Origin of the sequence: Paraglaciecola arctica BSs20135, assembly GCF_000314995.1 — a bacterium.
Lineage (GTDB): Bacteria > Pseudomonadota > Gammaproteobacteria > Enterobacterales > Alteromonadaceae > Paraglaciecola > Paraglaciecola arctica.
The window spans coordinates 289,571-314,203 of sequence record NZ_BAEO01000065.1 but is presented as its reverse complement, the minus strand read 5'-3'; the positions used below and the strand labels follow the sequence as shown (position 1 = coordinate 314,203).

Here is a 24,633-nt window from a genome sequence, read left to right as displayed (position 1 = left end):
GTGTGAAATCTATTCTATACCCCATTTTATACTGTGTGTTTTTGGTACTGTTAAGTGCTTGCCAAGCGCCTACTAATTCAGTTCAAAAGCTTGTATCTGCGCCATTAAAAGCGCTAGAAAATAATAGCGATATTGCAGGTAAAGTAGCCAAGCCCATTCGTTATCAGCAGCAAGAATATTGGTTGCTCAGCAGTGAAACATTAGGCGTGTTGTTAACCGATAAAAAAGGTAATCAACTAAGTAGTGTTAAAGGCCATATTGAGCTACTCGATTGGCGAGATAATATACAAGTTGGCGATCAGACATTTGGCTTGATTGCAGCCTTAGACAGTAACTTAGGGCAAGTGCTAATCATAAAATTAGATTGGAAAACTAAGAAATTGTCAGAGCTAACCCGATTTAAAAGGCCATCAGCTCAAATAGAAAGCCTGTGTTGGTATCAAATGCCCCAAGGGCATTTATCGTTATTTACCACAGATGCCTTAGGGCAGGTTGCTCAACGAATAGTTGTTGATGCAACGCAGCATGTATTAACAGATTTAGTTGTACAAACCTTTATTGGTGCACCCCAAACCAAATCTTGTGCAGTAGACGATCGCTCCCAGTCACTTTATATAGCAGAAGAAAATATTGGAGTATGGCGTTACATTGCCGACCACGAATCTGAATTAGCTCGAGAGTTGGTTATAGCAACTCAGCCCCATGGACCAATTAATAGTGAAGTGACATATATCGAGGTTTTAGATTCAGGTGACTTACTAGTCAGTGCGCCAGAGCAACAAGGTGTTTGGTTAGTTGATATCCACAACAATGATCAAGCAAGGTTTGTATCACTTGAAGGATCACATACGCCAGAAAGTGTTAGCGCCCTGCAACAGGGCGACCAACTTACACTGGGTATCTTTGATGATGAAACAGCCAAGTATTTCACGTCTGAGTTGATAATCCCTAAAAAAGCGAAGCCACAAGTTCATCCCTCTATGCCTGTTGTGCAACCTTATGCTCAAAGTACAGCTATGGCAGCCTATGGTGACGCAGCCGATGATCCCGCAATATGGATAAATTTTGCAGACAGTGCTAAAAGCCGAGTGTTAGGGACCAATAAAAAACAAGGCCTAAAACAGTACGATTTACAAGGTAACTTACTGCAGGAACTAAATGTAGGTCGAGTGAATAATGTGGATATTCGTTACGGCATGGAGTTAGGCGGCAAGCTTGTCGATATTGCTACTGCGAGCAACCGTAGCACTAAGTCTATTAGTGTTTTTTCTATTGAGCCTGATACAGGTTACATGGTTCATATCTCTGATATTCAAACAGCTATCGATGATGTCTATGGTTTGTGTATGTATGCCAATGGTAGCCAGTATTATGTGTTTGTGAATGGTACAGATGGGCACTTTCAGCAGTACTTGTTACAACAAGATGCCGGCAACATCTCCGGTAAATTGGTCAGAGAGTTCTATGCACCAAGCCAACCTGAAGGTTGTGTGGTAGACGATCAAAATCAACAACTTTATTATGGTGAAGAGGCCATCGGCGTATGGCAAGTTTCCGCAGAACCTATAGAAGAAGCAAGTAAACTTATTATTAAAACCAATCAAACATTTGTGGCCGATGTTGAAGGCATGGGAATATATCGTTACAAAGAACAACGTTTCTTGTTTGCTTCTAGTCAAGGTAACGACAGTTATGGCGTGTTTGCTTTGGATAAGAACAACCAATATCTTGGCAGTTTTAAAATTGGTATGAACATCAGTTTAGGATTAGATGGCGCATCTGAAACCGATGGATTAGCTATTACTTCATATCCATTGGGCGCAAACCTGCCAGCAGGGCTTCTAGTGGTGCAAGATGGTCGAAATCGTTTACCTATGGCCCCGCAAAACTTTAAGCTGGTGGATGCTCGCCAGGTTCAAGGTTTAATAGACAGCTGGCTTGAAAAGCGCTAATCAAGAGTATATGTTTGCTTGGTATTTGCTGATTACAAATTAAGGGCGGGCAAGTCATGCAGAATTGGTTATTTAAAACTGAGCCCGATGCCTTCAGTATTGATGATTTGGCAAATATGTCTAATCAAACTGAGCATTGGGACGGTATTCGTAATTATCAGGCGCGCAATTTTTTGCGAGATAACGTGAAGCTAGGTGACCAGGTGTTTATTTATCACTCTAGCTGTAAAGATGTTGGCATAGTTGGTTTAGCCCAAGTGGTTAAAGAGGCGTATCCGGACCACACACAATTCGATCCTGAGTCTAAATATTACGATCCCAAGTCATCACCAGATAACCCTAGATGGGTGATGGTAGATATTCAATTTAAGCAAAAATTTTCTAAACTATTGCCACTTAAGGTAATAAAAAGTATGCCGGAAATCACCGAAATAGGCTTAGTAAAAAAAGGCCATAGATTATCCATTATGCCAGTGCAGCAATCAGAATTTGAATATTTATTAAGTCGCTGTAAAGAGGCAAGTTAGCTAGTGCGATAGTTTTTTACGTTGGTTAATAAAACCCTGAATGTTTTCTTCTAAAATAGACAAGGGAACTGAGCCATGTTCTAACACCGCATGATGAAATGCCCGCAAATCAAAATTATCGCCTAGTGCTTCCTCGGCTTGAATACGTAGCCTTTTTATCGTTAGTTCCCCAATTTTGTAGGACAAGGCTTGTGCTGGCCAGGAAATATAGCGATCGATTTCGGTTGTAACATTATGTTCAGAGAGGGCGGTATTCTCCAACATATAGTCTATGGCCTGCTGTCTAGACCAACCTTTTATATGCATACCTGTATCTACCACTAAACGACAAGCTCGCCACATTTCATAACTTAAGCGGCCAAATTCATCGTAGGGATCGGTATACATCCCGACCTCTTTACCCAAAAATTCTGAATATAAGCCCCAACCTTCTCCGAATGCGGAGATATAGGTATAACGTCTTACTTCAGGTAAATCCTGCATTTCTCTGGATAATGATATTTGTAAATGATGACCCGGTACTGCTTCGTGCAATGTTAATGCAGTTAGGGCATATAGGGGGCGTTTATCTAGGGCATAGGTATTCACCCAATAATAACCTGGTTGATCATCTTTAGTGGGCGAAATATAACGGCCTGTTGTATATTTTGGTGCGATGTTTTCAGGCACTGCTTCGACGCCGTATGGAGTACGAGGTAAATAATTAAATAGTTGCGGTAGTTTGGCATCTATTTTTTTTGCGATATATGAGGCTTGTTTGATCAGCTCATCTGCTGTTTGCGCATAAAACTTTTTGTCAGTACGCAAATATTGGATGAACTGGTTGATATTACCTTTGTATTCCAACTGGTCGACGACAGTCTGCATCTCACCACGAATGCGTTTTACCTCGTCTAAACCTAAGGAATGAATGTCATTCACCGACATTTTAGTGGTGGTATAAAAATCACTACGATTTTGATAGTAAGCCAAACCGTTTGGTAAAGACTTGGCGGCAATATCAATTTTACTCTTAGGAATATATTCAGTAGTTAGAAAATCATAAAATGTTTGGTAAGCACTAAACACCTGATTATTGATAACTAAACCAGCTTGCTCACGTAAATTTTGTTGTTGAATAGAGTCAATGTTAACTCCCTGAAAATTATCAAAGGGTGCGTAAAACACGCTGTCTTCAGGTGAGTCTTGGATAAAGGCTTTGACCGAATTTTCAAAACCTTGCAGCACTACTTTAGGTTGCACTAAGCCGGTTTGAATGCCTTTTTTCATCCAATTAATTTGCTGTTCAAAATAAGTAGGAAACTGTTCAAGGCGTGTTAAGTAATTTTGATAATCAACTAAGGTTTTAAAACGGCTAGAGCGAGGTAAAAAGGCTAAATCACTATGAAAGCCTGACTCAGCTGTAAGTGGCATATAATGGTCATTAAAGTGGTATTGGTCGACATGATTTTGCAGTCGTCTTTGCTGAATTAACAAGCTGATTTGCTCGGCCCTATTTAATTCGGCTTTGTCTAAATGGGATAGGTTTTTCAGGAATTCGCGATATCGAATGTCTTGTTTCGCTAGCGCTTTAGGAGAAATATCCGCCAACTTATCATCAAAGTGATGTATCCCTTGCCGACTTGCTTGGACAGGGGTTATGGATAATTCATACTGCCAAATTTCATCAAGCAGAGGCTGTAAATTTTTTGATTCTGTAGCTGCACACACATTGGATAAAAGACTCAATATCAATAAATAGTATAACTTTTTCATACTTTTATCCTAGTGTGAATAACGCTATTTAAGTGTATTTTTAGGTGTATAAATTGGCGTTGGAAAAGCAGTTACCTTATCCGATAATGCGGTAATTTTTGAAGTACCTTGTTTCTTCACCTCATCGATACGTAATACGCTGTGCATTGGTAGGTACGTACGAGTGACGTCAGCAAACTCATCTTTAAGTTTTTCGTGACTAGGATCCAGTACCAAACTGGTGTGGGTATCCCAAACAAAGTCACCTATTTCAATAAATCCAAACATACTTCCCTGGCACACTTCTCGCACATAAAGTTCATAACGTTCGCCGTTAGCGATAAATTGGATCCGAAACAAATGTTTTTCACTGGACATAATAACTACTCAATATATTAAGCTATTTCCCCGGTCACAATAAACAGGGTTACAAATAGGATGTTACACTTTACCTATCAATGGAGATGGTCTAGCTAATAGCAAGGATAACAAAGTTGTTTTGGGATGTTTTTTATCAACCAGAAGTTTCATAAGGTATTTCCTAATCGTTAAAAAGGAAATAAATGAACCTCAAAAAAAAGGCGTTATTGTTTAACCGCTAACGGACCCAATAAAGCTTGAGTGGCTAATTGTAATTCATCCGTATCACCAGCCAAAATAGCATTCACCGCAAACCCCTGAACGTAACTGGTTAGCTGCAGTGCCGTTGATTCTATATTTATATGATTGTGCACTTGTCCTAACCCTTGGGCTTTTTCTAAACAACCAATAAAGTCTATCTGTAACCGGTCAAGATAGTGACGCCCAATTTCTTGTACTTTTTGGTTGTAAAAACCTAATTCAGTGATGCAATTGATTAACAAACACCCTTTGCCTTTGATATGTTCAACGTAGTCAGTAAAAAACGCATTAATAGAATCAAGCCCGTGATTAGATTCCAAATGTTTCATTAATTTGTTTAGGTGTGTGGTTTGATAGTGTTTTAAAACCATGTAAAGAAATGTTTGCTTACTGCCAAATTCGATATAAAACCCCCTTCTGTTGAAGTCGGTTCTAGCAATAATTTCATCCATAATGGCCCCGTGATAGCCATGTTCCAAAAATACATCAATAGCTTGGCTTAACACGTCATCAACGTTGTATTGGGCTTTACGCGGCATTGTAATTAACTAATGTTGGCAGAATATATGTTCTTTACAGGGTAGCCGAGTTAAATTATCTGTCAAGGTTGTAGTCGCCAGACATCTCGCTTAATCTGACAATTAAAACAATTAAAACAATTAAAACAATTAAAACAATTAAAACAATTAAAGGGAGAAAATAATGAAGTTACATCTTGGTTTTGGAGCCATTTTGACGGCTGTACTATTAGTTGCGTGTCAATCTGAGCAAGTTCAACAAACATCAGAAGTTTCTGCTGATGCATCACGGATTAAATCGCATCTTAGGTTTTTATCGGATGATTTATTAGAAGGTAGAGATACAGGGGCTCGAGGACACGAAATTGCGTCGTTATATATTGCTGCCGAATTTGAAAAATACGCTTTAACACCAGCCGGTGACGATGGCACTTATATGCAGAGGGTGAATTTTGTTCAGGCTAATATTGACCAATCGTCAATCAAATTGTCGTTAACTGGTTCACAAGGGGATATGTTGCTAAGTTATCCTAAACAATTTCTCACTTCCCCTAACCCTGTAGAAGAAATGACTCAGATGGCGGGTAAGTTAGTGTTTGTTGGTTACGGTATCGTCGCCCCCGAGTTGCAGCACAATGATTATCAAGATATGGAAGTAAAGGGCAAGGTAGTGGTTGTCTTATCGGGCAAACCTAAGTCTTTTCCTAGTGAAGAGGGAGCGCACTTTGGTTCAAGCCGCGAAAAGTTACGTCATGCATCTGAAAACGGAGCTGTAGGTTTTATTACTATTAGTACCCCAACGGGTGAAAAAGTAAGACCTTATCAAAACTTATTAAACTATTTGCATACACCTTCTGTTCGTTGGTTGGACAAAGATGGAAAACCATCTGGTGTGTTTCCACAAATTAAAGGTTCAGCATATTTCAGCAAAGAAGCGGCAGAGATTGTATTTGCAGATGCACCACAAAATTTAGAACAAATTTATGCCATGTTGGAAAAAGATGAGTCGCCTAAGGGGTTTGATTTGCCTTTGGAGATCAAGCTGGAATCTACAAGCACCCACAAGTCTATCTCTAGCCCTAACGTGGTTGCTATCCTAGAAGGCTCAGATCCTAAACTTAAAAATGAATATGTGGTGTATTCAGCTCACTCTGACCACATTGGTTTCGCTAAAACAGTAAAGAAAGACAAAATTAATAATGGCGCAATGGATAATGCCACGGGAACTTCTGTGTTGTTGGAAACTGCTCGTTTGTTTAGTCAACTTGAAGAGCGCCCTAAGCGTTCCATTTTATTTGTAGCTGTGACGGGAGAAGAAAAAGGATTGTTGGGTTCAGACTATTATGCGCAAAACCCTACTGTACCCGTAGGGTCAATGGTTGCTACCGTCAATCTTGATATGCCAATACTGCTCTATGAGTTTGCTGATGTTATTGCATTTGGTGCTGATCATAGTGATATGAAAAGTTCTGTGGCAAAAGCAGCTGAGAAAATTGGCTTAGAGTTAAGCCCAGATCCGATGCCAGAGCAAGCGCTCTTTACCCGCTCTGACCATTACAGTTTTGTCAAACAAGGTATTCCTTCAGTATTTTTAGTGCCAGGTTTTAAATCGGCCGATCCTGAGGTTGATGGAAGTAAACAATTTAGTCATTTTCTTAAAACTAACTATCACAAGCCAGGCGACGAATTTAGCCAAGCCTTCAATTGGAAAGCTGCGACTAAATTTGCTGAGGTGAATTACCACATAGGCATGACGTTGGCTAACCAAGCACAACGTTCTAGCTGGAATGAAGGTGATTTTTTTGGTGATACCTTCTCAAAATAAAGAATTAAAACCAGATCAAAAAAGCGGACTCAATTGAGTCCGCTTTTTTTATATATTGAATTGTCTGGGCTTAATCTTAGGTAAAAAATTGTCTATTGATTAATTGCCATTGTTCGGCAAAATTTTCTGTGGGTCTTTTGGTAAATTCGCTGCGAATAAACTGATTAATTCGCCCATCTGCAAAACAAATTAATATATTAGCAATGATACCTTCTTCAGCGGGTAGTGTTTTACCTTCACGCAATTTACGTTCGCGTAAAACTTGCTTCAATTGGGTTTCCAAACGTTCATACAATTGTGCTATACGTTCCCTCAACCTGTCTTGCTCGCCCATTAAAGCATCGCCATTTAAAATACGGGTGATCCCTGGATTTTTTTCGGCAAAACCTAAAATAAGATGCAATATAAGCTGGCAGCGAGTAGCCGTGTCTTTTTCTTCATTGATTATTTTATTGATACGAGAGAATAAGGTTTCTTCAATAAACTCAATCAATCCCTCAAACATGCGTGCTTTGCTTGGGAAGTGGCGGTATAAAGCCGCCTCAGATACACCCACATGTGCTGCTAGTTTGGCTGTGGTGATCCGTTGTCCTGGGTTGGTTTGTAACATGCTAGCCAGTGCTTGAAGGATTTGAGCACGGCGATTGGGGCGTTTTATAGCTGGCATTCTGGGTTCCTAGGCGAAAGTGGCGTCAGTCGTTAGTGTCTTCTGTGTATCTTTGGGCTACTAGGCGCATTAACTGCCTAGCAAGTAATTGCTTATCGGCAACATCTAGCTTTTTTTCACCCTTTGACCAAAATACGCTAAGTGCATTTTGCTCACTGTTAAAACCAATTGTACTATCAGATACATCATTTGCAGCGATCATATTGAGCTTTTTACGCTGTAATTTACCTAAGGCATATTCACGCAAATTTTGTGTTTCTGCGGCAAAACCTAAAGTAAATGGCGCATTCGCTAAATGTGCTACATCACTAAGAATATCAGGGTTTTTAATAAAAGTAAGTGTTAACTCACTATCTGACTTCTTAATTTTTTGATTGGTTTTTTGTTGCACTCTATAATCGGCAACAGCGGCACAACCAATAAAAATATCGCAGTCATGGGTAGTTTGCATCACAGCATCATGCATCTGTTGTGCACTGGAAACTGATATTGTTTTAATCTTAGCTGGTGGCAGTAAATTTACAGGGCCACTAATTAAGGTCACCGTTGCCCCTAGTTCTTGGGCTGCAATGGCCAAAGCATAACCCATTTTCCCTGAGCTATGATTAGACAAATATCGCACCGGATCAATTTCTTCACGAGTAGGACCAGCGGTTATGGTAATACGTTTGCCGGCCAACACTTGTTCGAAAATCTGTTGCGCCAATAAGTCTGCAATCTCTTGTGGTTCAAGCATACGCCCTGGACCCACGTCTCCGCAGGCTTGCTCACCTTGTGCAGGTCCCAATAATTGTATTCTACGTTGCTCTAATATTTTTAAATTGGCCTGGGTTGCATCGGCAAGCCACATTTGTTGATTCATCGCTGGGGCGATAACAATCGGAGCCGGTGTAGCAAGGCATAAGGTAGATAATAAATCATCTGCCAAACCATGTGTGAGCTTAGCCATAAAATTAGCCGTGGCTGGCGCTACTAATAACTTATCCGCCCAGCGTGCTAGTTCAATATGCCCCATAGCGGCTTCGGCATCTTTATCTAATAAATCATCGGAAACTGGATTGCCTGATACAGCTTGCAACGCCAAAGGACTAACAAACTCCTTAGCTGATTCAGTCATGACCACACGCACTTTTGCGCCTTTGGCAATGAGTTTACGTACTAAATCTGGGGTTTTGTAGGCTGCAATGCCGCCAGTAATGCCTAGAATAATATTGGTTTTTTCGAGTTGCATTGGCTCTTTTTAACATGTTGCTGGGCTCAATAGTCACAATATTGGCTGGAATAGCCAGCATTTGCTAGGCTTATTTTGAAGTTAATCACTATCACCATCAAGATTAAGGCAAGGACGCATGAAAATTACAGATTGGCCCAAACAAGAGCGCCCCAGAGAAAAACTTCTGGCGCAAGGGGCAGAGGCACTTTCCGATTCCGAGCTTTTGGCTATCTTCCTACGCACAGGTATTAAAGGTTGTAGCGCAATTGACCTTGCTAGAAATTCCCTTACAAAATTTGGTGGTTTGCGGGGCTTGCTAGGTGCTTCAGAACATGATTTTTGTCAAACAAAAGGTTTAGGTCAGGCTAAGTTTGCACAACTTCAAGCAAGCTTGGAAATGAGTCAACGCTTTATGGCTGAAGCCTTAGATAAAACGGACGCCTTTAACTCAGTAGAACAAACTCAGTCGTATTTAATTGCCAAACTAAGAGATCAACCACATGAGGTGTTTGCGATGTTGTTACTCGATAGTCAGCATAGGCTTATAAAATATCGGCCTATGTTTTACGGCACAATTGACAGTGCCTCAGTTTATCCTCGTGTTTTAGTGCAACAAGCATTGCTAGATAACGCCGCTGCAGTGATCCTAGCTCATAATCACCCTTCGGGTGTTGCTGAGCCAAGCCAAGCAGATAAAAGTATCACCAAGCGTGTCATAGATGCCTTTAATCTAATGGATATTAAAGTGCTCGATCATTTTGTGATTGGCGATGGAATTGCCGTCTCATTTGCGCAAAGAGGTTTGATGTAAAAAAGATTCACTCATCTCTAATGCTTATACATGATATCGCCCAGAATAATCGGCCTTGGTATTGACTTAGATTGGCGGTATTTTCAGAATAACAAACACTAATTGATAACGTTGCTGCGACTCACTAATAACCACTTCCCGGACATTGCTGAACTAAGCGGGTAAAAATACACTGCATAGCTCATTGGAATTTTTGTCTGACATAATCAGCTGAAACCGTTATTTTTTAATCTATCAAATACACCTTCTCTAAAATAAGTAGATTTAATCCTCTGAAGTTAATTTATGTGCCGATGAATGTTACTGTTACCATCTATGTCCCAATGAAATATTGATAAGGTAAGGAAGTCTTTAATGCGCGTAGTACATTTTGTAACGGGTGGCTTTTCGGGTTCAACAAATGTTGCAAAAGAAATTATTGAAAATACCAATCAAACTTCGGATATTGAATCTATTTTGGTATTACGTAAGAAAAAGTCCACTACTGAAGAAAAGCTAAAAAGCTTCCGTAACTTAGGTATTGATACACGATTGGTCACGGGTAAGTTGCACATTTTAACCATTCAACAACTCTACAGAATATGTAAAGAATATAAGCCTGATATTTTAGTTGTACATGGTTTCAGTGAACATATTTGGGGCCGCTATGCGGGTCTATTAGCAAAGGTTCCTCACCTTATTCACGTAGAGCACAACTCAAGAGAAAGGTATACTTGGCTAAGGCTTAAGCAAGCTAAATGGTTGTCACAATATACAGCCAAAATTATTGGTTGCTCTGAAGGTGTTAAGCAAAACTTATTGCGCTTAGGCTTTCCCGCAGAGAAAGTCATCAGTATTCCTAATGGCATAAATTTAACTCGTTTCGATCCATCAATTCAGGTGCCTTTTAATCAGAGAAAAGCTGAAATTATCATGGCAGCTAGATTCGCAAGGCAGAAAGATCAAACTAGCTTGATAAAGGCAATTTCCCTGTTAAAAATTAAAGGTATTGAAGTTAAATTGAGCTTCGCTGGCTTAGGTAAAACTTCACACTTGGTTGCGGCTCAAAAGCTAGTCAAGAAGTTAGATCTTGAGCAACAAATTACATTTTTAGGCCATTGTACAAATTTGCCTGAACTTCTGGCTCAATATCAAATATTTGCACTAAGCACCCATTATGAAGGGATGCCACTGGTTCTGATTGAAGCTATGGCCTCTGGATGCGCTATTGTGGCCAGTGAAGTGGTGGGCGTGAAAGAAATGTTTGTGCACGCTGAAGACGGATATTTAGTAGAACCGCAATCTCCACAAGCTTTGGCTAATGCTATTGAAAGGTTATTGGCTGACAAAGATTTTACCGCAAAAATGGCGACTAATGGCCAAAATAAGGCTCGAAGCCAGTTTTCCCTTGAACGAATGGCGGGTGAATATAAAGCGCTATTTCGGTCATTATGTAAAACACAATAATTTGCTGATAGCTTAAAATGTTTTTTTCAATCGGTTATTACAAAGTTTTGAATATGCCAAAGGCCTAATGGCAGCTTAGGGAAAAGCTGCTGATATAGTTTTTTTATAAAAATGATCGCTATTTACACATTATTCTTGAATTAATAGGTTCTTTACTGTATAAAATGCGCCCTCTTGTTAATAGCGTTAGCTGACACATAGATTGATTACGATTAAATGTGAGTCAGAGCTAAATTTTTTAGATTGTTTGGAGACAAAGGCCATGGCCAAAGTATGTCAAGTTACAGGCAAGCGTCCAGCGGTAGGTAACAACCGTTCTCACGCTAAAAATTCGACTCGTCGTCGTTTTTTGCCAAACCTTCAATCCCACCGTTTTTGGGTTGAAAGTGAAAACCGTTTCGTTAAGTTGCGTTTATCTGTTAAAGGTATGCGTATTATTGATAAAAAAGGTATCGATACAGTATTGTCTGATATGCGAGCCAACGGTGTTAAAGTTTAAGGAATCAGATTATGCGCGAAAAAATTAAATTAGTGTCTAGTGCTGGTACAGGCTTTTACTACACTACAGATAAAAACAAACGTAATATGCCTGGCAAAATGGAGATCAAAAAGTTTGATCCTAAAATTCGTCAGCACGTTTTGTTCAAAGAAGCCAAAATCAAGTAAATTTACTGGTTTTGTCTCCTGAAGAACCCGGCCTTTGCCGGGTTTTTTGCGTTTTAATCTCGTCCTTTTGAATGAACACTTCTTTGTTGGGATTGGTATGACACCTTATGTCATAATCCTCCTTACTCAATTATTTGGTTTTTACTTTTAAATGATCAAGTTATCTCAACGCGCTTGGAACAATGTCATCATTGTCAGTATGTTAATGCTGATCATGTTATTCAATTTCAGCAGTGATTTTTTAAATGGCAGCAGCGACGAAGCTTCATCTTTATTCACTCTAGTGCCTGCCAATATGACCATCACCACCATAACCTTTGAACAACAAAAAGTTGAACGAATTGGTCAAGGCTGGCGAGCAACATCTGGGGTGTACAGTAACCAAAGGCTTGCTAGCTTAGTCGAACAATGGATGAATGCTGAAATCAATTTGTTTGAACAAAGCCCCAATTGGCAGTTGCCTACCTCAACAGTAAAACTATGGTTTGCTGGGCAAGCGCTGCCCATTGAGTATCAGTTTATGCAACTGGCAGACAAAACTTTAGTCAAAATAAACCAAAAAACATACCTGCTAATCAGCCCCAATTATCAACTGTTAACCTTATCAGAGTAAAACATGCCTGAATTACCAGAAGTGGAAGTAAGTCGGTTGGGTATTACCCCGCATCTCGAAAACCAAGTCATTAAAGAGATTATTGTACGCAAACGTCAGTTACGTTGGCTTATTCCAGAAACCATTCACCAAGCCGAAGGTTTAGTAATCACTTCGATCCGTCGCCGTGCTAAGTATTTATTATTGGATACCAGTAAAGGAAGTATTGTTTTGCACTTGGGCATGTCAGGCAAACTTTGTGTGGTGGATAGTGATACAGAAGTGAAAAAACACGATCATTTGGATATCGTGATGCAAAATGGCGTGTGTCTACGTTTTAATGATGCGCGAAGATTCGGTTCTTGTTTATGGCAAGGATGTAATGAGCCTATGCTAAGTGTATTCGCATCCCTTGGTCCTGAGCCATTAACAGATGATTTTGATGGTGATAGGTTGTTTGAGTTGTCCCGTGGTAAATCGGTGGCAGTGAAAAAGTTTATTATGGACAATAAAGTAGTGGTTGGGGTGGGTAATATTTATGCTAATGAATCATTATTTATTGCTGGTATCGACCCTCGTAAGTCCGCCTCTAAAGTGACTAAGAAGCGGTACTTGCAGCTCGCTGATATCATCAAAAAAGTGTTAGCCAGCGCCATTGAGCAAGGGGGCACGACTCTTAAAGACTTTATGCAAGCTGACGGACAACCAGGCTATTTTGCGCAGCAACTTCTGGTTTATGGTCGTGCCGGTGAAAATTGCGATGCATGCCTCTCGCCCATTAAGTCTGTGACCATTGGGCAACGTAATACTTTTTACTGTGAAACTTGTCAGCGTTAAGTACAGAGGCCCTCGGAGGTGTTAGTGGGGCTATTTGCTATGTAGCTTTTGTTGCAATGCATCAATCACGGCAGGATGACAAAATTCGTTTACCCGACCTCTATGTAATGCCACTTCTTTAACTAAGGTGGATGAAATAAAAGAATTTTCTTCCGATGGGGTCATAAATACACTTTCGAGGTCGGGATTAAGTCTTCTATTCATATTCGCGAGTTGAAATTCATATTCAAAGTCGGATACAGCTCGAAGACCACGAATTAATACACTGGCTCCCTGGCTATCAGCAAAATCAGCCAATAATCCCGTAAAACCTATCACCTCAACATTTTCTAAATGTGCCGTCACCTGTTTAATGAGTTCGACACGTTCATCTAAGCTAAACAAAGGTTTTTTACTTGGATTAGACGCTACTCCAACAATCACATTGTTAAACATTTTGGCTGCGCGTTCAATTAGGTCTGCATGGCCGTTAGTAACAGGATCGAAGGTACCCGGGTATATCGCTTTTCTATGCATAATTGACTTTATTGTTTCATTTCTTTTAGGCTAACCTGATTAGGATCGATTTTACTAATTTATTTGTATTATGGTAGGTATCACAACTTCCAATAGTTTAGTTTTTTTCGCATTTTAAGTTTTCGTATCAAATTATAGGGTTTGGCTTTCAATTCTGTAGGTGGTGATTGGATTATTTTTTCTGCTGCATCTAATACTCTGGCTGAGGAGGCTCCATCAGAATAAGGGTGCATTTGTTGCATATTTAGTTTTATTAATTTCAATAGATTTCCCTCAGCTTTTAATGCTTGGATAATCGTTTCTTCAAGGTAACTGGCTTGCGTTATATTTAGCAAATGTTCTTCAGGGGCTCTGTTGTTAAGAGTGATGATTGGCTTATTTAACAGGCCAAACTCGGTGATTATCGAAGATGTATCGGACACAATAAGATCAGCAGATTGTAATATGGGCGCTAAGGAATCTGTTTCAGCAATATGTAGATTTTCAGAACAAAGGTTTTGATATTTTTTTACCCAAAGGCTATCCATTTTGGGATGGAATTTTATTATCCACTGCCACTTCTGGTCCTTTGATAATCTACTTATTTCTTCATATAACGCCTCAGCAGAGGTTAAAGCTGGAGAAAAAGTAGGAGCGTACAATATTGTCTTAACAGAGCGTTGACTGGGCCATGTGTAGGCCTGGGCGTTGAATAGACTGTCAACTTTTGGCCAACCAGTTTCTATTACACTGAAATGTGGGTGGCGCGTTTTGAGCTGATTGAATTTTTGAGTGAAAAAGGGTCCTTGAGTACAGTAGAGATCAAAACATCCTCGTATTTTTAAATGTCCTTTTTTCTTCCATTCAAAGCCATGAAACACTTGTACTTTAATGCCAGGAATAAAAAGTGGTACTAGGTTACTAGGCGTAAATACTGCTCGAGGATTGTAATCTACTACTTGATTTATGTTGTCTAGTACACGTTCATGTTGATGAAAATAGTCGGGATTAAATTCCTTTCCCTCGACAAACCAAGCTACATCATCACCACGTCGGAGTATCTCTTGTTGTAGAGGACGTAAAATTTCAAAATCGTAATTGTGGGCGATATAAAACAGGTAGTGCTTCACATGCTTTCCTTAATTATTTCAATGACTTCAGTTGTTGAAATAGAAGGTGTTCTAGGCAAATAAACTACTTTGCAGTATTCGTTTAGATGGTCAAACCGCCCTTGCCAATCATCACCCATAACTAAAATATCTGCATTCGTAGACTTAATGTATTCAGCTTTTAATTCTAATGAGTCTTCTACGAATACGTCATCAACAAATCTTAGAGAAGAAAGGATCTCTAAACGACTATTCAACGGGTAAACAGGCGCCCGACCTTTTTTACTGACATTTAGTTCATCTGACGACACACCTACTATGAGGTGTGAACCAAAGGATTTTGCCCGTTTTAATAGCCTAATGTGGCCAATATGTAATACGTCAAAGGTGCCAAAAGTGATGATTCTGCTCATTTTGTTCTTACCATCGATAAAATCCAGATAAACGACCGAAATCGTGATTGAAAACGTCACGGCCTAGATATAATTCAAAACCCAAAAAACCGTACTGTGTAGCATGGCTATAACGCATGTTTATCTCTATGCCCGCTTTATAAGAGAAGTCTTCTTCATTTTCATTCTTAATATGCCGAATAGTAGTGTCTAATATTTGTTTGGAGGATAATTGCCAAGCTAGGTTAACTGCATGTACCTGAGCGGGGGTATCCATTGACAAGTCGCGTTCTCCCCCTGCCCAGTGTCCTATAACCTGCCCTTCGTTGGTATACCCTTGTTCATATAAATGGTGAACATACCAAGCAGTCGACCAACGATTGAATTCGTAGCGTAACGACATTTTATCTGTAAACATAGGTAAAAATAACCCGAAGGAGAAGGATTCATTACCCAGTTTGTAGTTTTTTTCTCCTTCGGTATCTTCAGCGCCGATCTCTGCATAAACTGAAATTGGCATACCCCAATTAAAATTCACTTTGCTGGTAACAGACGCAAGTTGGTTACCAAATTCAAAGTTAGGATCGTCTCCTTCGTAATCACCTACATTGTCTATGCCAGCTGGGTTAAAAATAGCTTGAATGACATCTGAAAAACCGACTTTCCTCTGTCCTCCACCAAACTGAGCAACTCGACTAACTCCTAACGTCCAATTGTCTAATGGTACTAGACTAAGGTGTATACCTGCTAATTTAGGTTTACCTGGAAAACTCTGGTTACCCAAAACAATACCTGACACTTCTTCTAGTTCGGAATAAAAAACCTCATAGCGAATTTTCCAATGACTAATGGCAGTACTATTACTAATGGTAATTGAAGGCGAAGGTTTAGCATGGGTACTTAGGATCATTGCCCCATCAACAAAGGGTGAAAACCAGTGTTCGCGATACCCCAGCTCAACTTGTGCGTACTCGTATCCAAATCCAATATGGGTATTAAAATGTGTTAAGTCTGCCTGCTCAGACCACACTGAACCTGTTGCAATGTAGACGTATGGTGAAAAAAATGAAAATCCACCAAGGCTTACTTCTAAATTTGAGGATACTTCTATATTTCGACTGTTTGGTATTGCCTTATCTGCATTGTTGGTAACTGAAAGCGTCGCACTTTTGTGAGTAATACCTCGAACCTGTTCGAACCTGCTTAAGTAGTGTTTTAATTGTTGATAGAGTTGTGGATGAGTGTCGGAAATTTGTTTGATACTGCGTTGTAAATCTGCAGCTTTATAAGGCTTACTCAGTGGTACACCTTGTGTTAATGCAAAGGCCTTCTCTATCATAAGCTCTATTTCAGGTGACAAGTTGAGTGGTAAATAAGGTGAGATCCCCTTAGCAAAACTCGAAGTGGCAGTGAATACACATACAAATAAGATCAAAAATTTTTGAAACATGAAACTCTTATAACTGTTAGATTTTATTTTAACCAATCACTATTGGTCTATGAAAAAGAAGGCGTATTGTAACCCCTAATAAAGTATTGCCAATCGCTATCCTGCCAAAAAAAATCTTTAGCTTTATTTTTTTCTTTTCGCAACGAACGCAGTAGTCGTTCTAGGTTAAGGCTTTTCCATTTATTTCCTTTACGGATAAAACATTTATCGAAGTCAATCAGCCAAATATTACTGTCATTGAGCATAATATTGTGGATATTCAAATCGTGGTGAAATACCTGTTTGTCATGAAATCTGCGAATACAGCGTCCCACATCTATCCAAACATTTTTTTCTAAGGGGGCACGGCAGAGTCGTTCAAAACAGTCGTTACTATCCGGAATGCGTTTAATAATGATATCTGCGGTGTATATAATACCTGTTTTTATTATCCTAGCTGCTACTGGTTGAGGTACAGGCAGATCCCATTCCGTTAGTTTTGTTAATAAATTAAACTCAACCCAAGGTCGGGTGCTGGCAATATTGTTAAACAGAAAGTGGTCATCAACAATTTTACCTATTAGCCCCCCTCTTTTGTAATGACGTAGCACCATATCAACTTTCTGATGTTGAAAAAAATAGGTTGTACCACGGCCTTCGGCTGAACCTGTTATAGCGCCTTGGTTTTGCCAATAGTCTTTTTCAAACCAACTTGTTGAGGCTTTAGAAAAAAAGTTTTGGTCGAATAAGATGGTATTGTTACCAATAATATTTTGCGAAATGTCTGCCATATTGCACTTTATTGCTTAAAACGTTTTGATATAGTGTAAAGCATTCCTAGCCGATCCAGTAATTTCGCTGTGGCATGCTTTGGTTATTTTGACTAAAAAATTGAGTGCTTTATTTATATGACCTACAAATCAGTTCAAACCCATTCCAATGAAGAAATAGAATTGATAATTGGAAACTCTAGTTCCAACTTTTCAGGCGTGACTTCTACCATGCTGCAAGTGTTATCTTATCAAAAAACACAAATCAATTTAAGGGTAATGGGCACCCATTTTTTACCTGACCAGTCTTTGGCTATCAGTTTTTGGCAAACTGCAAAAATGTGCCGGGCGCCACTCAAAAATGGTAAGTGGCGTGTTTTTCATGCTCGTCGAGTCGATGAAATGATCCAAGGGGTATTACTCAAATATCTGTTCAAAGCAAAAATTAAACTTGTGTTTAGTTCTGCCGCGCAGCGCAAACGTTCTGCATCAACTGTGTGGTTAACTCGAAAAATGGATGCTGTGATTGCGGTAAGTAAAAGGTCGGCTGGGTTTTTGTGTGACCCGCCAAACCTTGTTAGCCCTCATGGTGTGCAAGTTGATGATTATTTACCTGCCAAGGATAAACTACAAGCATGGGCTGATTTAGGTTTTGGAGGCAAATATGGTGTCGGTATTCTGGGCCGCGTCAGAAAACAAAAAGGGGTGCACTTAATGGTTGAGGCATGTATTCAACTATTTGATAAGTACCCTGACTATCATTGTGTGGTTGTTGGCGCAATTTCATCTAGCAATAAAGAGTTTGTCGAACAGTTAAAAAGTAAAGCTGAAAAAGCCAATATGAGTGATCGGATTACCTTTACAGGTGAGTTGCCATTTGAACAAATACCTAAAATATTCAGTGCCTTATCTTTGGTTGCAGCTTTGAGTGATAACGAGGGGTTTGGTTTAACTGTTTTGGAAGCCATGAGCAGTGGTGCAGCAGTTTTGGCAACCGAAGCCGGCGCTTGGGAGGACATCGTTCGTCCGGCAATAGACGGCTATATTGTGCCAGTGAATAATCAACAAGCCGTGACTGAAAAGATGGACTTGATGTTATCTAACCCAGAAAAATTAACCCAAATGGGCATAGAAGGGCGAAAGCACGTCGAGACAAACTATCGAGTGGAAGACGAAGCAACACGCTTAATTGAATTTTTCCGTAGCTTACAATAAAGCACTCTTTAGGGAGTGAGTTATATGAGCCGGTATTAAGACGTGATGACATTCAGGGTTTTTTGAATGGCACCTTTGTTGAGTATTAAGACTTGTTTGCCGGCATCACCTGCTTGCTTTTTTTGTTGGGGATTGTTTAACCAATTTTTACAAGCCGATTCAATTTGCTGAGCGTCTGTCACGGTTAGCAACGCGCCGCTATCTGCCAATGCCTGGCAAATAGCCGGATTGTTATAAGTTGACTCACCCATCAATATCGGCACTCCTACAGCGGCAGGCTCTAATGCATTGTGGCCACCTCTATCGGCAATACTGCCGCCTACAAAACTGATATCTGCCAATGCGTAAATGGAACGCAATTTTCCCATTTGATCACATAGTAGTACTTGAGTATTGGGTGTACATGGCTTTTGTTCACTCATCAAAACGGTTGTGATATTTTGTTTTTGTAGCAGTTGATGAACCTTTTCAAAGCGTTGTGGGTGACGAGGAACAATAACTAATAATAACGCCGGATAATCTTTCTGTAAGGCTAAATAGGCATCCAATAAGATTTGTTCCTCTGGTTCATGGGTGCTGCCGGCCACTATCAGTAAACGTTGCTCTAAATCAAAGTTTGATTGAATGGTTTGGCTCTGTGCCATGTCGTGAGCAGAAATGGTTAAGTCAAATTTAATATTATTGGTCAAGGTTAGCTTGTCAGGGCTCACTCCAAGGGTCAGATAGTTCTCGTAATCTCTTTGGCCCTGAGCGCACACTGCAGTGATTTTTTCGAACATAGGTTGAAATAAAGAGGGAAATTTTAGATAGGTTTTGGTCGACTTCTCACTCATTCGGCCATTTATGATAAAAATAGGGATATTCGAACGCCAACATTGATGACATAAATTTGGCCATAATTCCATTTCATTAATGAGTACTTTAGTGGGGCGTTTTCTATTCAGAAAAAGCTTTATAAAAAGAGGGAAATCATAAGGTAAATAAGCGTGTTCAACACGATCTGTAAATAATAGTCTCACCCTGTCAGCACCTGTGGTGGTATTAGTGGTGATGATGATTTGTTGCTTAAGAGTATTAGCTAAAAGCTGTTCAACCAAATTTTGTATTGCCACAACTTCACCCACCGAGGCGCAATGGATGTGTAATGTATCCTTTGGGTTATCTTGACTTACTGTAAGGCCATAACGAGAAAGACGTGCTTTTGTGTATCCGGGTTTGCGCCTGATTATTTGAAAAATAAAGTGACACAGAGCGAAAGGAATAATCAGTAGCCATAATAATGAATAACCGAGTAACACAATTTTTTGCTTGGTACTGGATTTAAAAGATGTGATCATGGTTAATACGTGTAGATGACAGTAAATAAAACAAAAGTTACTGTAGCAGATTTTACTAATTGTGAAAGTACGTTTAGACTAAATTGGTTAATCTAACATTTTGAATCGTAATTAATTTTTATTAAGTTATGGCTTTTTTTCAAAACTCATTTAGTATAAAAATTCACCCTGAATGGAGTTTGTTTTTGGATCATGCCCGTCAACATTTTTTTCGGATTTTAATTATTAGTCTGAGCTGTCTCTTATCTATCGCTTTTTCGGTTGATAGTCAGGTGCCTGAAGTACAAATTGTTGTAAATCCTTCAGTTGAATCTAAAGATCTAAGCGTCGCACAAATTCGAAGAATTTTTTCTATGCGTCAAACTACTTGGTCTAATGACACAAAAATCACAGTTTATGTTCTTTCAAATCAGCATCAAACACACCAAGCTTTTAGTACTAAAGTGCTCGGCATGTTTCCCTATCAATTAGATCGCATTTGGAACAAATTGGTGTATTCAGGATTAGGAGAAGAACCTATTAAGGTGAAAAGTGAGCAAGAAATGCTTGAGCGTGTTAGTCAAAAGCCAGGTGCGATTGGGTATGTAATGCAGCAGGTTAATGACAATAATGTCAAAGTTATCAAAGTGTTGGAGGAATAAGTCAATATGAAACTTACAACACGGATTACCTGTTTGGGGCTAGGGTTAATATTTCAGTCATTTTGCCTTAATGCTGAATCACTCAAAATAAATGGTTTTGTTGCACAGGGCATTGTACAGGCAAAAGATTCGAATTTTGTAAATGACAGCGGTGACGTGTCACTTAAGCTGACGGAAGTTGGAGTGAATAGTGCTTACCGTATTAATCCTTCACTCCGGGTGGCAGGACAGGCGGTATATTTAGATGGGGGAAATCGCTATCCAGACGGTTTTAGAATTGATTATTTGTTTTTAGAGTGGCAATTGCTTAATAGTGCTAACTGGCAGATTAAAACCCAGATTGGACGAAACAAAAATTATCATTGGTTATATTCATCGACTCGAGATGTGCCCCATACACGTCCTTCTATTGTCCTGCCGCAATCTTTATATTTTGATGTTTTTCGTGATGTGGCTATAGGTGTTGATGGGTTAGTATTAATGGCTCAAACACACAACAATTTGGGTGAGTGGGACATTAATTTCAGTTATGGAAATTCAAGGATCAGTGAAGAACAGAAAAATAATTTATTAGGTTCAAATACTACTGGAAAATTGAGGCATGATGAAGATACGCAGTTTAGTGTCTATTGGCGTCCTAAATTAAGCAATTTTCAATTAGGTTTTTCTCTTTTGGATGCAGATTTTAGCTATCATCAAGGTGAAAACGACACCTTTTTTACCGGTGATGAGACATCTCAAAGAATAATGTTCAATCTTTTATATCAAGGAAAAAGCTGGGAAATTGCCTCGGAAGTCATGCGTGAGAGAGTGATCGTCGAAAACATGCTGTTTCCTGGGTTTACCAGCGATGTCACCGCAGAAGGAGGGTATCTGCAAGCTAGGTACTTTTTATCTAACCAATTAACCTTGCTTACTAGGCTAGATATCTATGATCGAGATAGGCAAGACAGAGATGGAAGAAATATTCAAACCTTGAGTCAAGGTTTGGTGCCAGGTTATTTTGGTCTGATGGATCAAGCAACAGTTGGGGTCACTTGGAAGTTTGCTAAAAACATTCAGATACAAGCCGAATATCACAAAATAAAAGGTACTGGCAGATTAGCGCCAATTTTCACGCCGAACACTGTTCTAAATGCAGATAAATATTGGGATATGTGGGCAGTACAGCTTATGTACTGGTTTTAACCGATGCGTAAATTTGTCAGTTTATCCACTAAAATCATGAGCCTTTTAATGGCTTTTTTATTGGTTGCTAGTGGCTCGCTAACCTATCTTTGGGTGAACAAAAATAATCAGGATTATTATGTTCAGCAACAAACGTTGCGGGCTCAAGATCAAAAGCAATTTGAATTGATCCGAGATTTATTGCGAACTAGGGTCGAATCTTGGTTTGAGTCCTTCGTACATTTTCAAGCTAACTATTCTGACAATATTGAAGCCACAGCGTTTTTCTTCAAGCATGAGTTTGACTATCTACAACTTAACTGGCAAATAAATAATTTATGGTTATTTGATAAAGATAATAATTTACGTTTTGGCACAACTAGCTCGACACCAAATTATGTTTTTGAAGATGTTTCAGAGGTCATTAACACCCAATCATCGATCTCGCATATTCGCTGTGCTGAAAAATGTCAGCAACAAATCAGTATGCCAATTTTATCTAACTCTGGAGAGATGGTCATACTATCCATCAGCAGTTCACTGTTGGAAGCATTGGCGGCACTTAATCGTTCAACTTTTGCCAAGTTAGCCATTTTAGGCTCTGATGAAGCAAATTCTAAAACCATAAAATTGCAGAACTTAGTGGTAAAGCCCCCCATTAGTTTTGCAAATAAGCAATTTATGGAAGGTATTCTATCAGCGCTACCCAAAAACCTGCTACTTTCACAAATGCTTGATTCAGGGCATCGGTTAGCAAGTGGAGATAACATATATTTGTTAAATTTATTGCCAATCGATCCGCATCTAGACGGTTCAACTTACTTAATGTTTTTGCACGATATCAGCGAGGCGTCTTTGGCGCATAAAGAATATCAGGCTCAAGTATTGATGATCTCTATTGTTGTGGTGGTGCTTTGTGTTTTGGCGCTATTTTTAATGACCTGGCAATTTCGTCGTCGTCTGTTGCTGGTAGCTGAACAATTGCCTCTTTTAGCACAAAAAAAGTACCAAGAGTTTCGTGCCCATAAGTTCGCTAAAAATCGCTTTTTTGTCGATGAAATTGAACTACTACAAGACTCTGCAAGCTTACTCGGTGAAGAATTGGAGTCTCTAGATCAAAAAATAGAACAGAATACTCGTGAGTTAGAAAATATTGCAATGTATGACCGTCTGACCGGACTACCTAATCGCAATATGCTAAATCATCAATTGAAAAAATTGCTGGCTACTATGAAAAGAGAAGCAAACAAATTAACTGTTATGTTTGTTGATTTCGACAAGTTCCGCAAGGTCAACGATACTCACGGTCATGATATCGGTGATGCATTTTTGATAAATGCCGCTCAAAGAATACGTGGGTGTTTACGTGATTCGGATATGTTGTTTCGTTTTGGCGCGGATGAATTTGTGGTGGTGTTTTTAGAAAAAAGAATAGGTAAAGGAGCCACAATATTAGCAACTAAACTAATTGAAAGTTTTAGAGAGCCGATTGCAGTCAATGAGTTACTTTTTTACACCTCTAGTAGTATCGGTATTGCCAGTACTGAAGATTCTTCAGTACTGATGGATGACTTAGTGAGGCAGTCGGATATGGCGATGTATGTTTCTAAGGATTCTGGGGGCAATAAATACAGTACCTTCAGTCACGTGATGCAAAAAGCTGTATTGCGTAAAGTGGAGTTAGAGAACGAAGTACGTGACGCCCTCGAAAGAGATGAGTTTAGTTTTGCTCTGCAACCTCAGGTAGAAATTGCTTCGGGAGAACTATTTGGATTTGAAGCGCTAATTCGTTGGTGTCATCCTGATCGAGGTTTTATTCCCCCTGATGAATTTATTCCGCTGATTGAAAATACAAAAACCATGTTAGAAATTGGCTATTGGGGTCTCAAAAAAGCATTCGAAATATTACAGAAATTAGATGAGTTAGGATTTACCGGCCTTAAGATAGCGGTCAATTTATCTGCTAGTCAGTTTTTGGATCCCGACCTTTTGCCATTCCTAAGTGAGCAGATTAAAGTATTTAAACGTGACCCTTCACAAATTGAATTAGAGCTAACAGAAAGAACCGTAGTGGCTGATATCGACCAAACTTTAGATACTATGCAACAATTAAAGGCTATGGGATTTATATTTTCTATTGATGATTTTGGAACAGGGTATTCGTCTCTAGCTTACTTAAAACAAATGCCTGTAGATATTATCAAGATAGACCGCAGTTTTGTTTCTGGAATGAGTGACAATAATGCTGACATGCAAATTGTTTCATCGACCATTGCTATGGTGCAAAAGTTAGGAATGCAAGTGGTTGCAGAAGGTGTTGAAACTGCAGCTCAGATGAAGTTGTTGCAAGGTTTACATTGTGAAATAGGCCAAGGGTATTTCATCTCACGCCCGATACCGGAGAATGACCTATACGCTCTTTTGCCTGAAAAGTTACAATTCGGTGTGTGGGATCAGTTAGACAAATTAGGTGCCAATCCCAATTTACCTTCATATTAGAAGTGCTTATACCCTTACCATCTCAAAATAGCATGCGCATTTTAAGGTGGTTTGAGTACAAAAGTGTACAAAAGTGTGCCTTCAGAGTATAACCATCTGCATTAAAAATTATCATTTATCATATTGAATATATATGATCTGTCTTACCTCTCTTCCGATACTTAGGATTT

Annotated in this window: 24 protein-coding genes; 13 read left to right on the top strand and 11 right to left on the bottom strand. The window is 39.4% G+C overall.

Annotated elements, in window-relative coordinates:
• Window positions 1–2: 2 nt before the first annotated feature.
• Both GARC_RS23895 and GARC_RS23890 read left to right on the top strand, forming a co-directional pair.
• Window positions 3–1,952 carry a phytase gene (locus GARC_RS23895; RefSeq protein WP_007625415.1) on the top strand — a complete coding sequence of 650 codons (1,950 nt, stop codon included), beginning with the start codon at window positions 3–5 and terminating at the stop codon, window positions 1,950–1,952.
• A gap of 56 nt (window positions 1,953–2,008) precedes the next feature.
• The gene (locus tag GARC_RS23890; protein ID WP_007625414.1) at window positions 2,009–2,479 is read left to right on the top strand and encodes an EVE domain-containing protein; all 471 of its coding nucleotides are present in this window, start codon (window positions 2,009–2,011) and stop codon (window positions 2,477–2,479) included.
• Here GARC_RS23890 and GARC_RS23885 read toward each other — a convergent pair whose 3' ends face one another.
• From GARC_RS23885 to GARC_RS23875, 3 genes are all read right to left on the bottom strand, one after another.
• Window positions 2,480–4,234 carry a DUF885 domain-containing protein gene (locus tag GARC_RS23885; RefSeq protein WP_007625413.1) on the bottom strand — a complete coding sequence of 585 codons (1,755 nt, stop codon included), beginning with the start codon at window positions 4,232–4,234 and terminating at the stop codon, window positions 2,480–2,482. It lies immediately after the preceding gene.
• A gap of 24 nt (window positions 4,235–4,258) precedes the next feature.
• Window positions 4,259–4,591, bottom strand: a complete 333-nt coding sequence (locus GARC_RS23880) for a DUF1820 family protein (protein ID WP_007625412.1) — start codon at window positions 4,589–4,591, stop codon at window positions 4,259–4,261.
• 206 nt (window positions 4,592–4,797) lie between these two features.
• On the bottom strand, window positions 4,798–5,373 hold the full coding sequence (locus GARC_RS23875; RefSeq protein WP_007625411.1) for a TetR/AcrR family transcriptional regulator: 576 nt from the start codon (window positions 5,371–5,373) through the stop codon (window positions 4,798–4,800).
• Between the two features lie 163 nt (window positions 5,374–5,536).
• Between GARC_RS23875 and GARC_RS23870 the strand changes: the two genes are divergently transcribed.
• The gene (locus GARC_RS23870) at window positions 5,537–7,177 is read left to right on the top strand and encodes a M28 family metallopeptidase (RefSeq protein ID WP_007625410.1); all 1,641 of its coding nucleotides are present in this window, start codon (window positions 5,537–5,539) and stop codon (window positions 7,175–7,177) included.
• A 76-nt stretch (window positions 7,178–7,253) separates the two neighbouring features.
• Here the strand turns inward: GARC_RS23870 and slmA are convergent, their stop codons facing one another.
• Window positions 7,254–7,844, bottom strand: coding sequence for a nucleoid occlusion factor SlmA (gene slmA / locus GARC_RS23865; RefSeq protein WP_007625409.1), 591 nt, complete (start codon window positions 7,842–7,844; stop codon window positions 7,254–7,256).
• Between the two features lie 25 nt (window positions 7,845–7,869).
• A complete protein-coding gene (gene coaBC / locus GARC_RS23860; protein WP_007625408.1) occupies window positions 7,870–9,075 on the bottom strand; it encodes a bifunctional phosphopantothenoylcysteine decarboxylase/phosphopantothenate--cysteine ligase CoaBC in 1,206 nt (401 codons plus the stop codon).
• 118 nt (window positions 9,076–9,193) lie between these two features.
• Here coaBC and radC point away from each other — a divergent pair, with 118 nt between their 5' ends.
• The 6 genes from radC to mutM all read left to right on the top strand — a co-directional run bounded on the left by radC (window position 9,194) and on the right by mutM (window position 13,409).
• Window positions 9,194–9,868: a RadC family protein gene (gene radC, locus GARC_RS23855; RefSeq protein WP_007625407.1), complete on the top strand. Its 675-nt coding sequence runs from the start codon at window positions 9,194–9,196 to the stop codon at window positions 9,866–9,868.
• A gap of 354 nt (window positions 9,869–10,222) precedes the next feature.
• Window positions 10,223–11,314 carry a glycosyltransferase gene (locus GARC_RS23850; RefSeq protein ID WP_007625406.1) on the top strand — a complete coding sequence of 364 codons (1,092 nt, stop codon included), beginning with the start codon at window positions 10,223–10,225 and terminating at the stop codon, window positions 11,312–11,314.
• Between the two features lie 262 nt (window positions 11,315–11,576).
• Entirely contained in the window at window positions 11,577–11,813 is a 237-nt protein-coding gene (gene rpmB / locus GARC_RS23845) for a 50S ribosomal protein L28 (protein WP_007625404.1), read from the top strand.
• 11 nt (window positions 11,814–11,824) lie between these two features.
• A complete protein-coding gene (rpmG, locus tag GARC_RS23840; protein ID WP_007625402.1) occupies window positions 11,825–11,980 on the top strand; it encodes a 50S ribosomal protein L33 in 156 nt (51 codons plus the stop codon).
• A 151-nt stretch (window positions 11,981–12,131) separates the two neighbouring features.
• Window positions 12,132–12,593, top strand: coding sequence for a hypothetical protein (locus GARC_RS23835; protein WP_007625399.1), 462 nt, complete (start codon window positions 12,132–12,134; stop codon window positions 12,591–12,593).
• 3 nt (window positions 12,594–12,596) lie between these two features.
• Entirely contained in the window at window positions 12,597–13,409 is an 813-nt protein-coding gene (gene mutM / locus GARC_RS23830) for a bifunctional DNA-formamidopyrimidine glycosylase/DNA-(apurinic or apyrimidinic site) lyase (RefSeq protein ID WP_007625397.1), read from the top strand.
• Between the two features lie 30 nt (window positions 13,410–13,439).
• On the opposite strand, the gene coaD is transcribed toward mutM, so the two are convergent.
• From coaD to GARC_RS23805, 5 genes are all read right to left on the bottom strand, one after another.
• Window positions 13,440–13,925, bottom strand: a complete 486-nt coding sequence (coaD, locus tag GARC_RS23825; protein ID WP_007625396.1) for a pantetheine-phosphate adenylyltransferase — start codon at window positions 13,923–13,925, stop codon at window positions 13,440–13,442.
• Between the two features lie 80 nt (window positions 13,926–14,005).
• On the bottom strand, window positions 14,006–15,034 hold the full coding sequence (locus tag GARC_RS23820; protein ID WP_007625395.1) for a CDP-glycerol glycerophosphotransferase family protein: 1,029 nt from the start codon (window positions 15,032–15,034) through the stop codon (window positions 14,006–14,008).
• A complete protein-coding gene (locus GARC_RS23815) occupies window positions 15,031–15,426 on the bottom strand; it encodes an adenylyltransferase/cytidyltransferase family protein (RefSeq protein ID WP_007625394.1) in 396 nt (131 codons plus the stop codon). The genes GARC_RS23820 and GARC_RS23815 overlap by 4 nt, the downstream gene beginning before the upstream one ends.
• Window positions 15,427–15,433: 7 nt before the next feature.
• Window positions 15,434–16,855, bottom strand: coding sequence for a capsule assembly Wzi family protein (locus GARC_RS23810; protein WP_007625393.1), 1,422 nt, complete (start codon window positions 16,853–16,855; stop codon window positions 15,434–15,436).
• Window positions 16,856–16,902: 47 nt separating this feature from the next.
• Window positions 16,903–17,625, bottom strand: a complete 723-nt coding sequence (locus GARC_RS23805; protein WP_007625392.1) for a 3-deoxy-D-manno-octulosonic acid kinase — start codon at window positions 17,623–17,625, stop codon at window positions 16,903–16,905.
• A 117-nt stretch (window positions 17,626–17,742) separates the two neighbouring features.
• Between GARC_RS23805 and GARC_RS23800 the strand changes: the two genes are divergently transcribed.
• A complete protein-coding gene (locus tag GARC_RS23800) occupies window positions 17,743–18,819 on the top strand; it encodes a glycosyltransferase family 4 protein (RefSeq protein WP_039990393.1) in 1,077 nt (358 codons plus the stop codon).
• A 35-nt stretch (window positions 18,820–18,854) separates the two neighbouring features.
• Here the strand turns inward: GARC_RS23800 and waaA are convergent, their stop codons facing one another.
• Window positions 18,855–20,156: a lipid IV(A) 3-deoxy-D-manno-octulosonic acid transferase gene (waaA, locus tag GARC_RS23795; RefSeq protein WP_007625390.1), complete on the bottom strand. Its 1,302-nt coding sequence runs from the start codon at window positions 20,154–20,156 to the stop codon at window positions 18,855–18,857.
• A 185-nt stretch (window positions 20,157–20,341) separates the two neighbouring features.
• Between waaA and GARC_RS26555 the strand changes: the two genes are divergently transcribed.
• Genes GARC_RS26555 through GARC_RS23780 form a run of 3 tightly spaced genes read left to right on the top strand, consistent with a single transcriptional unit; the run spans window position 20,342 to window position 24,463 of the window.
• Complete coding sequence (locus GARC_RS26555; protein ID WP_226989305.1) at window positions 20,342–20,797, top strand: substrate-binding domain-containing protein; 456 nt, start codon at window positions 20,342–20,344, stop codon at window positions 20,795–20,797.
• A gap of 6 nt (window positions 20,798–20,803) precedes the next feature.
• Window positions 20,804–21,985, top strand: a complete 1,182-nt coding sequence (locus tag GARC_RS23785) for a hypothetical protein (protein WP_007625387.1) — start codon at window positions 20,804–20,806, stop codon at window positions 21,983–21,985.
• A 3-nt stretch (window positions 21,986–21,988) separates the two neighbouring features.
• On the top strand, window positions 21,989–24,463 hold the full coding sequence (locus GARC_RS23780; RefSeq protein WP_007625386.1) for a putative bifunctional diguanylate cyclase/phosphodiesterase: 2,475 nt from the start codon (window positions 21,989–21,991) through the stop codon (window positions 24,461–24,463).
• Window positions 24,464–24,633: the final 170 nt, after the last annotated feature.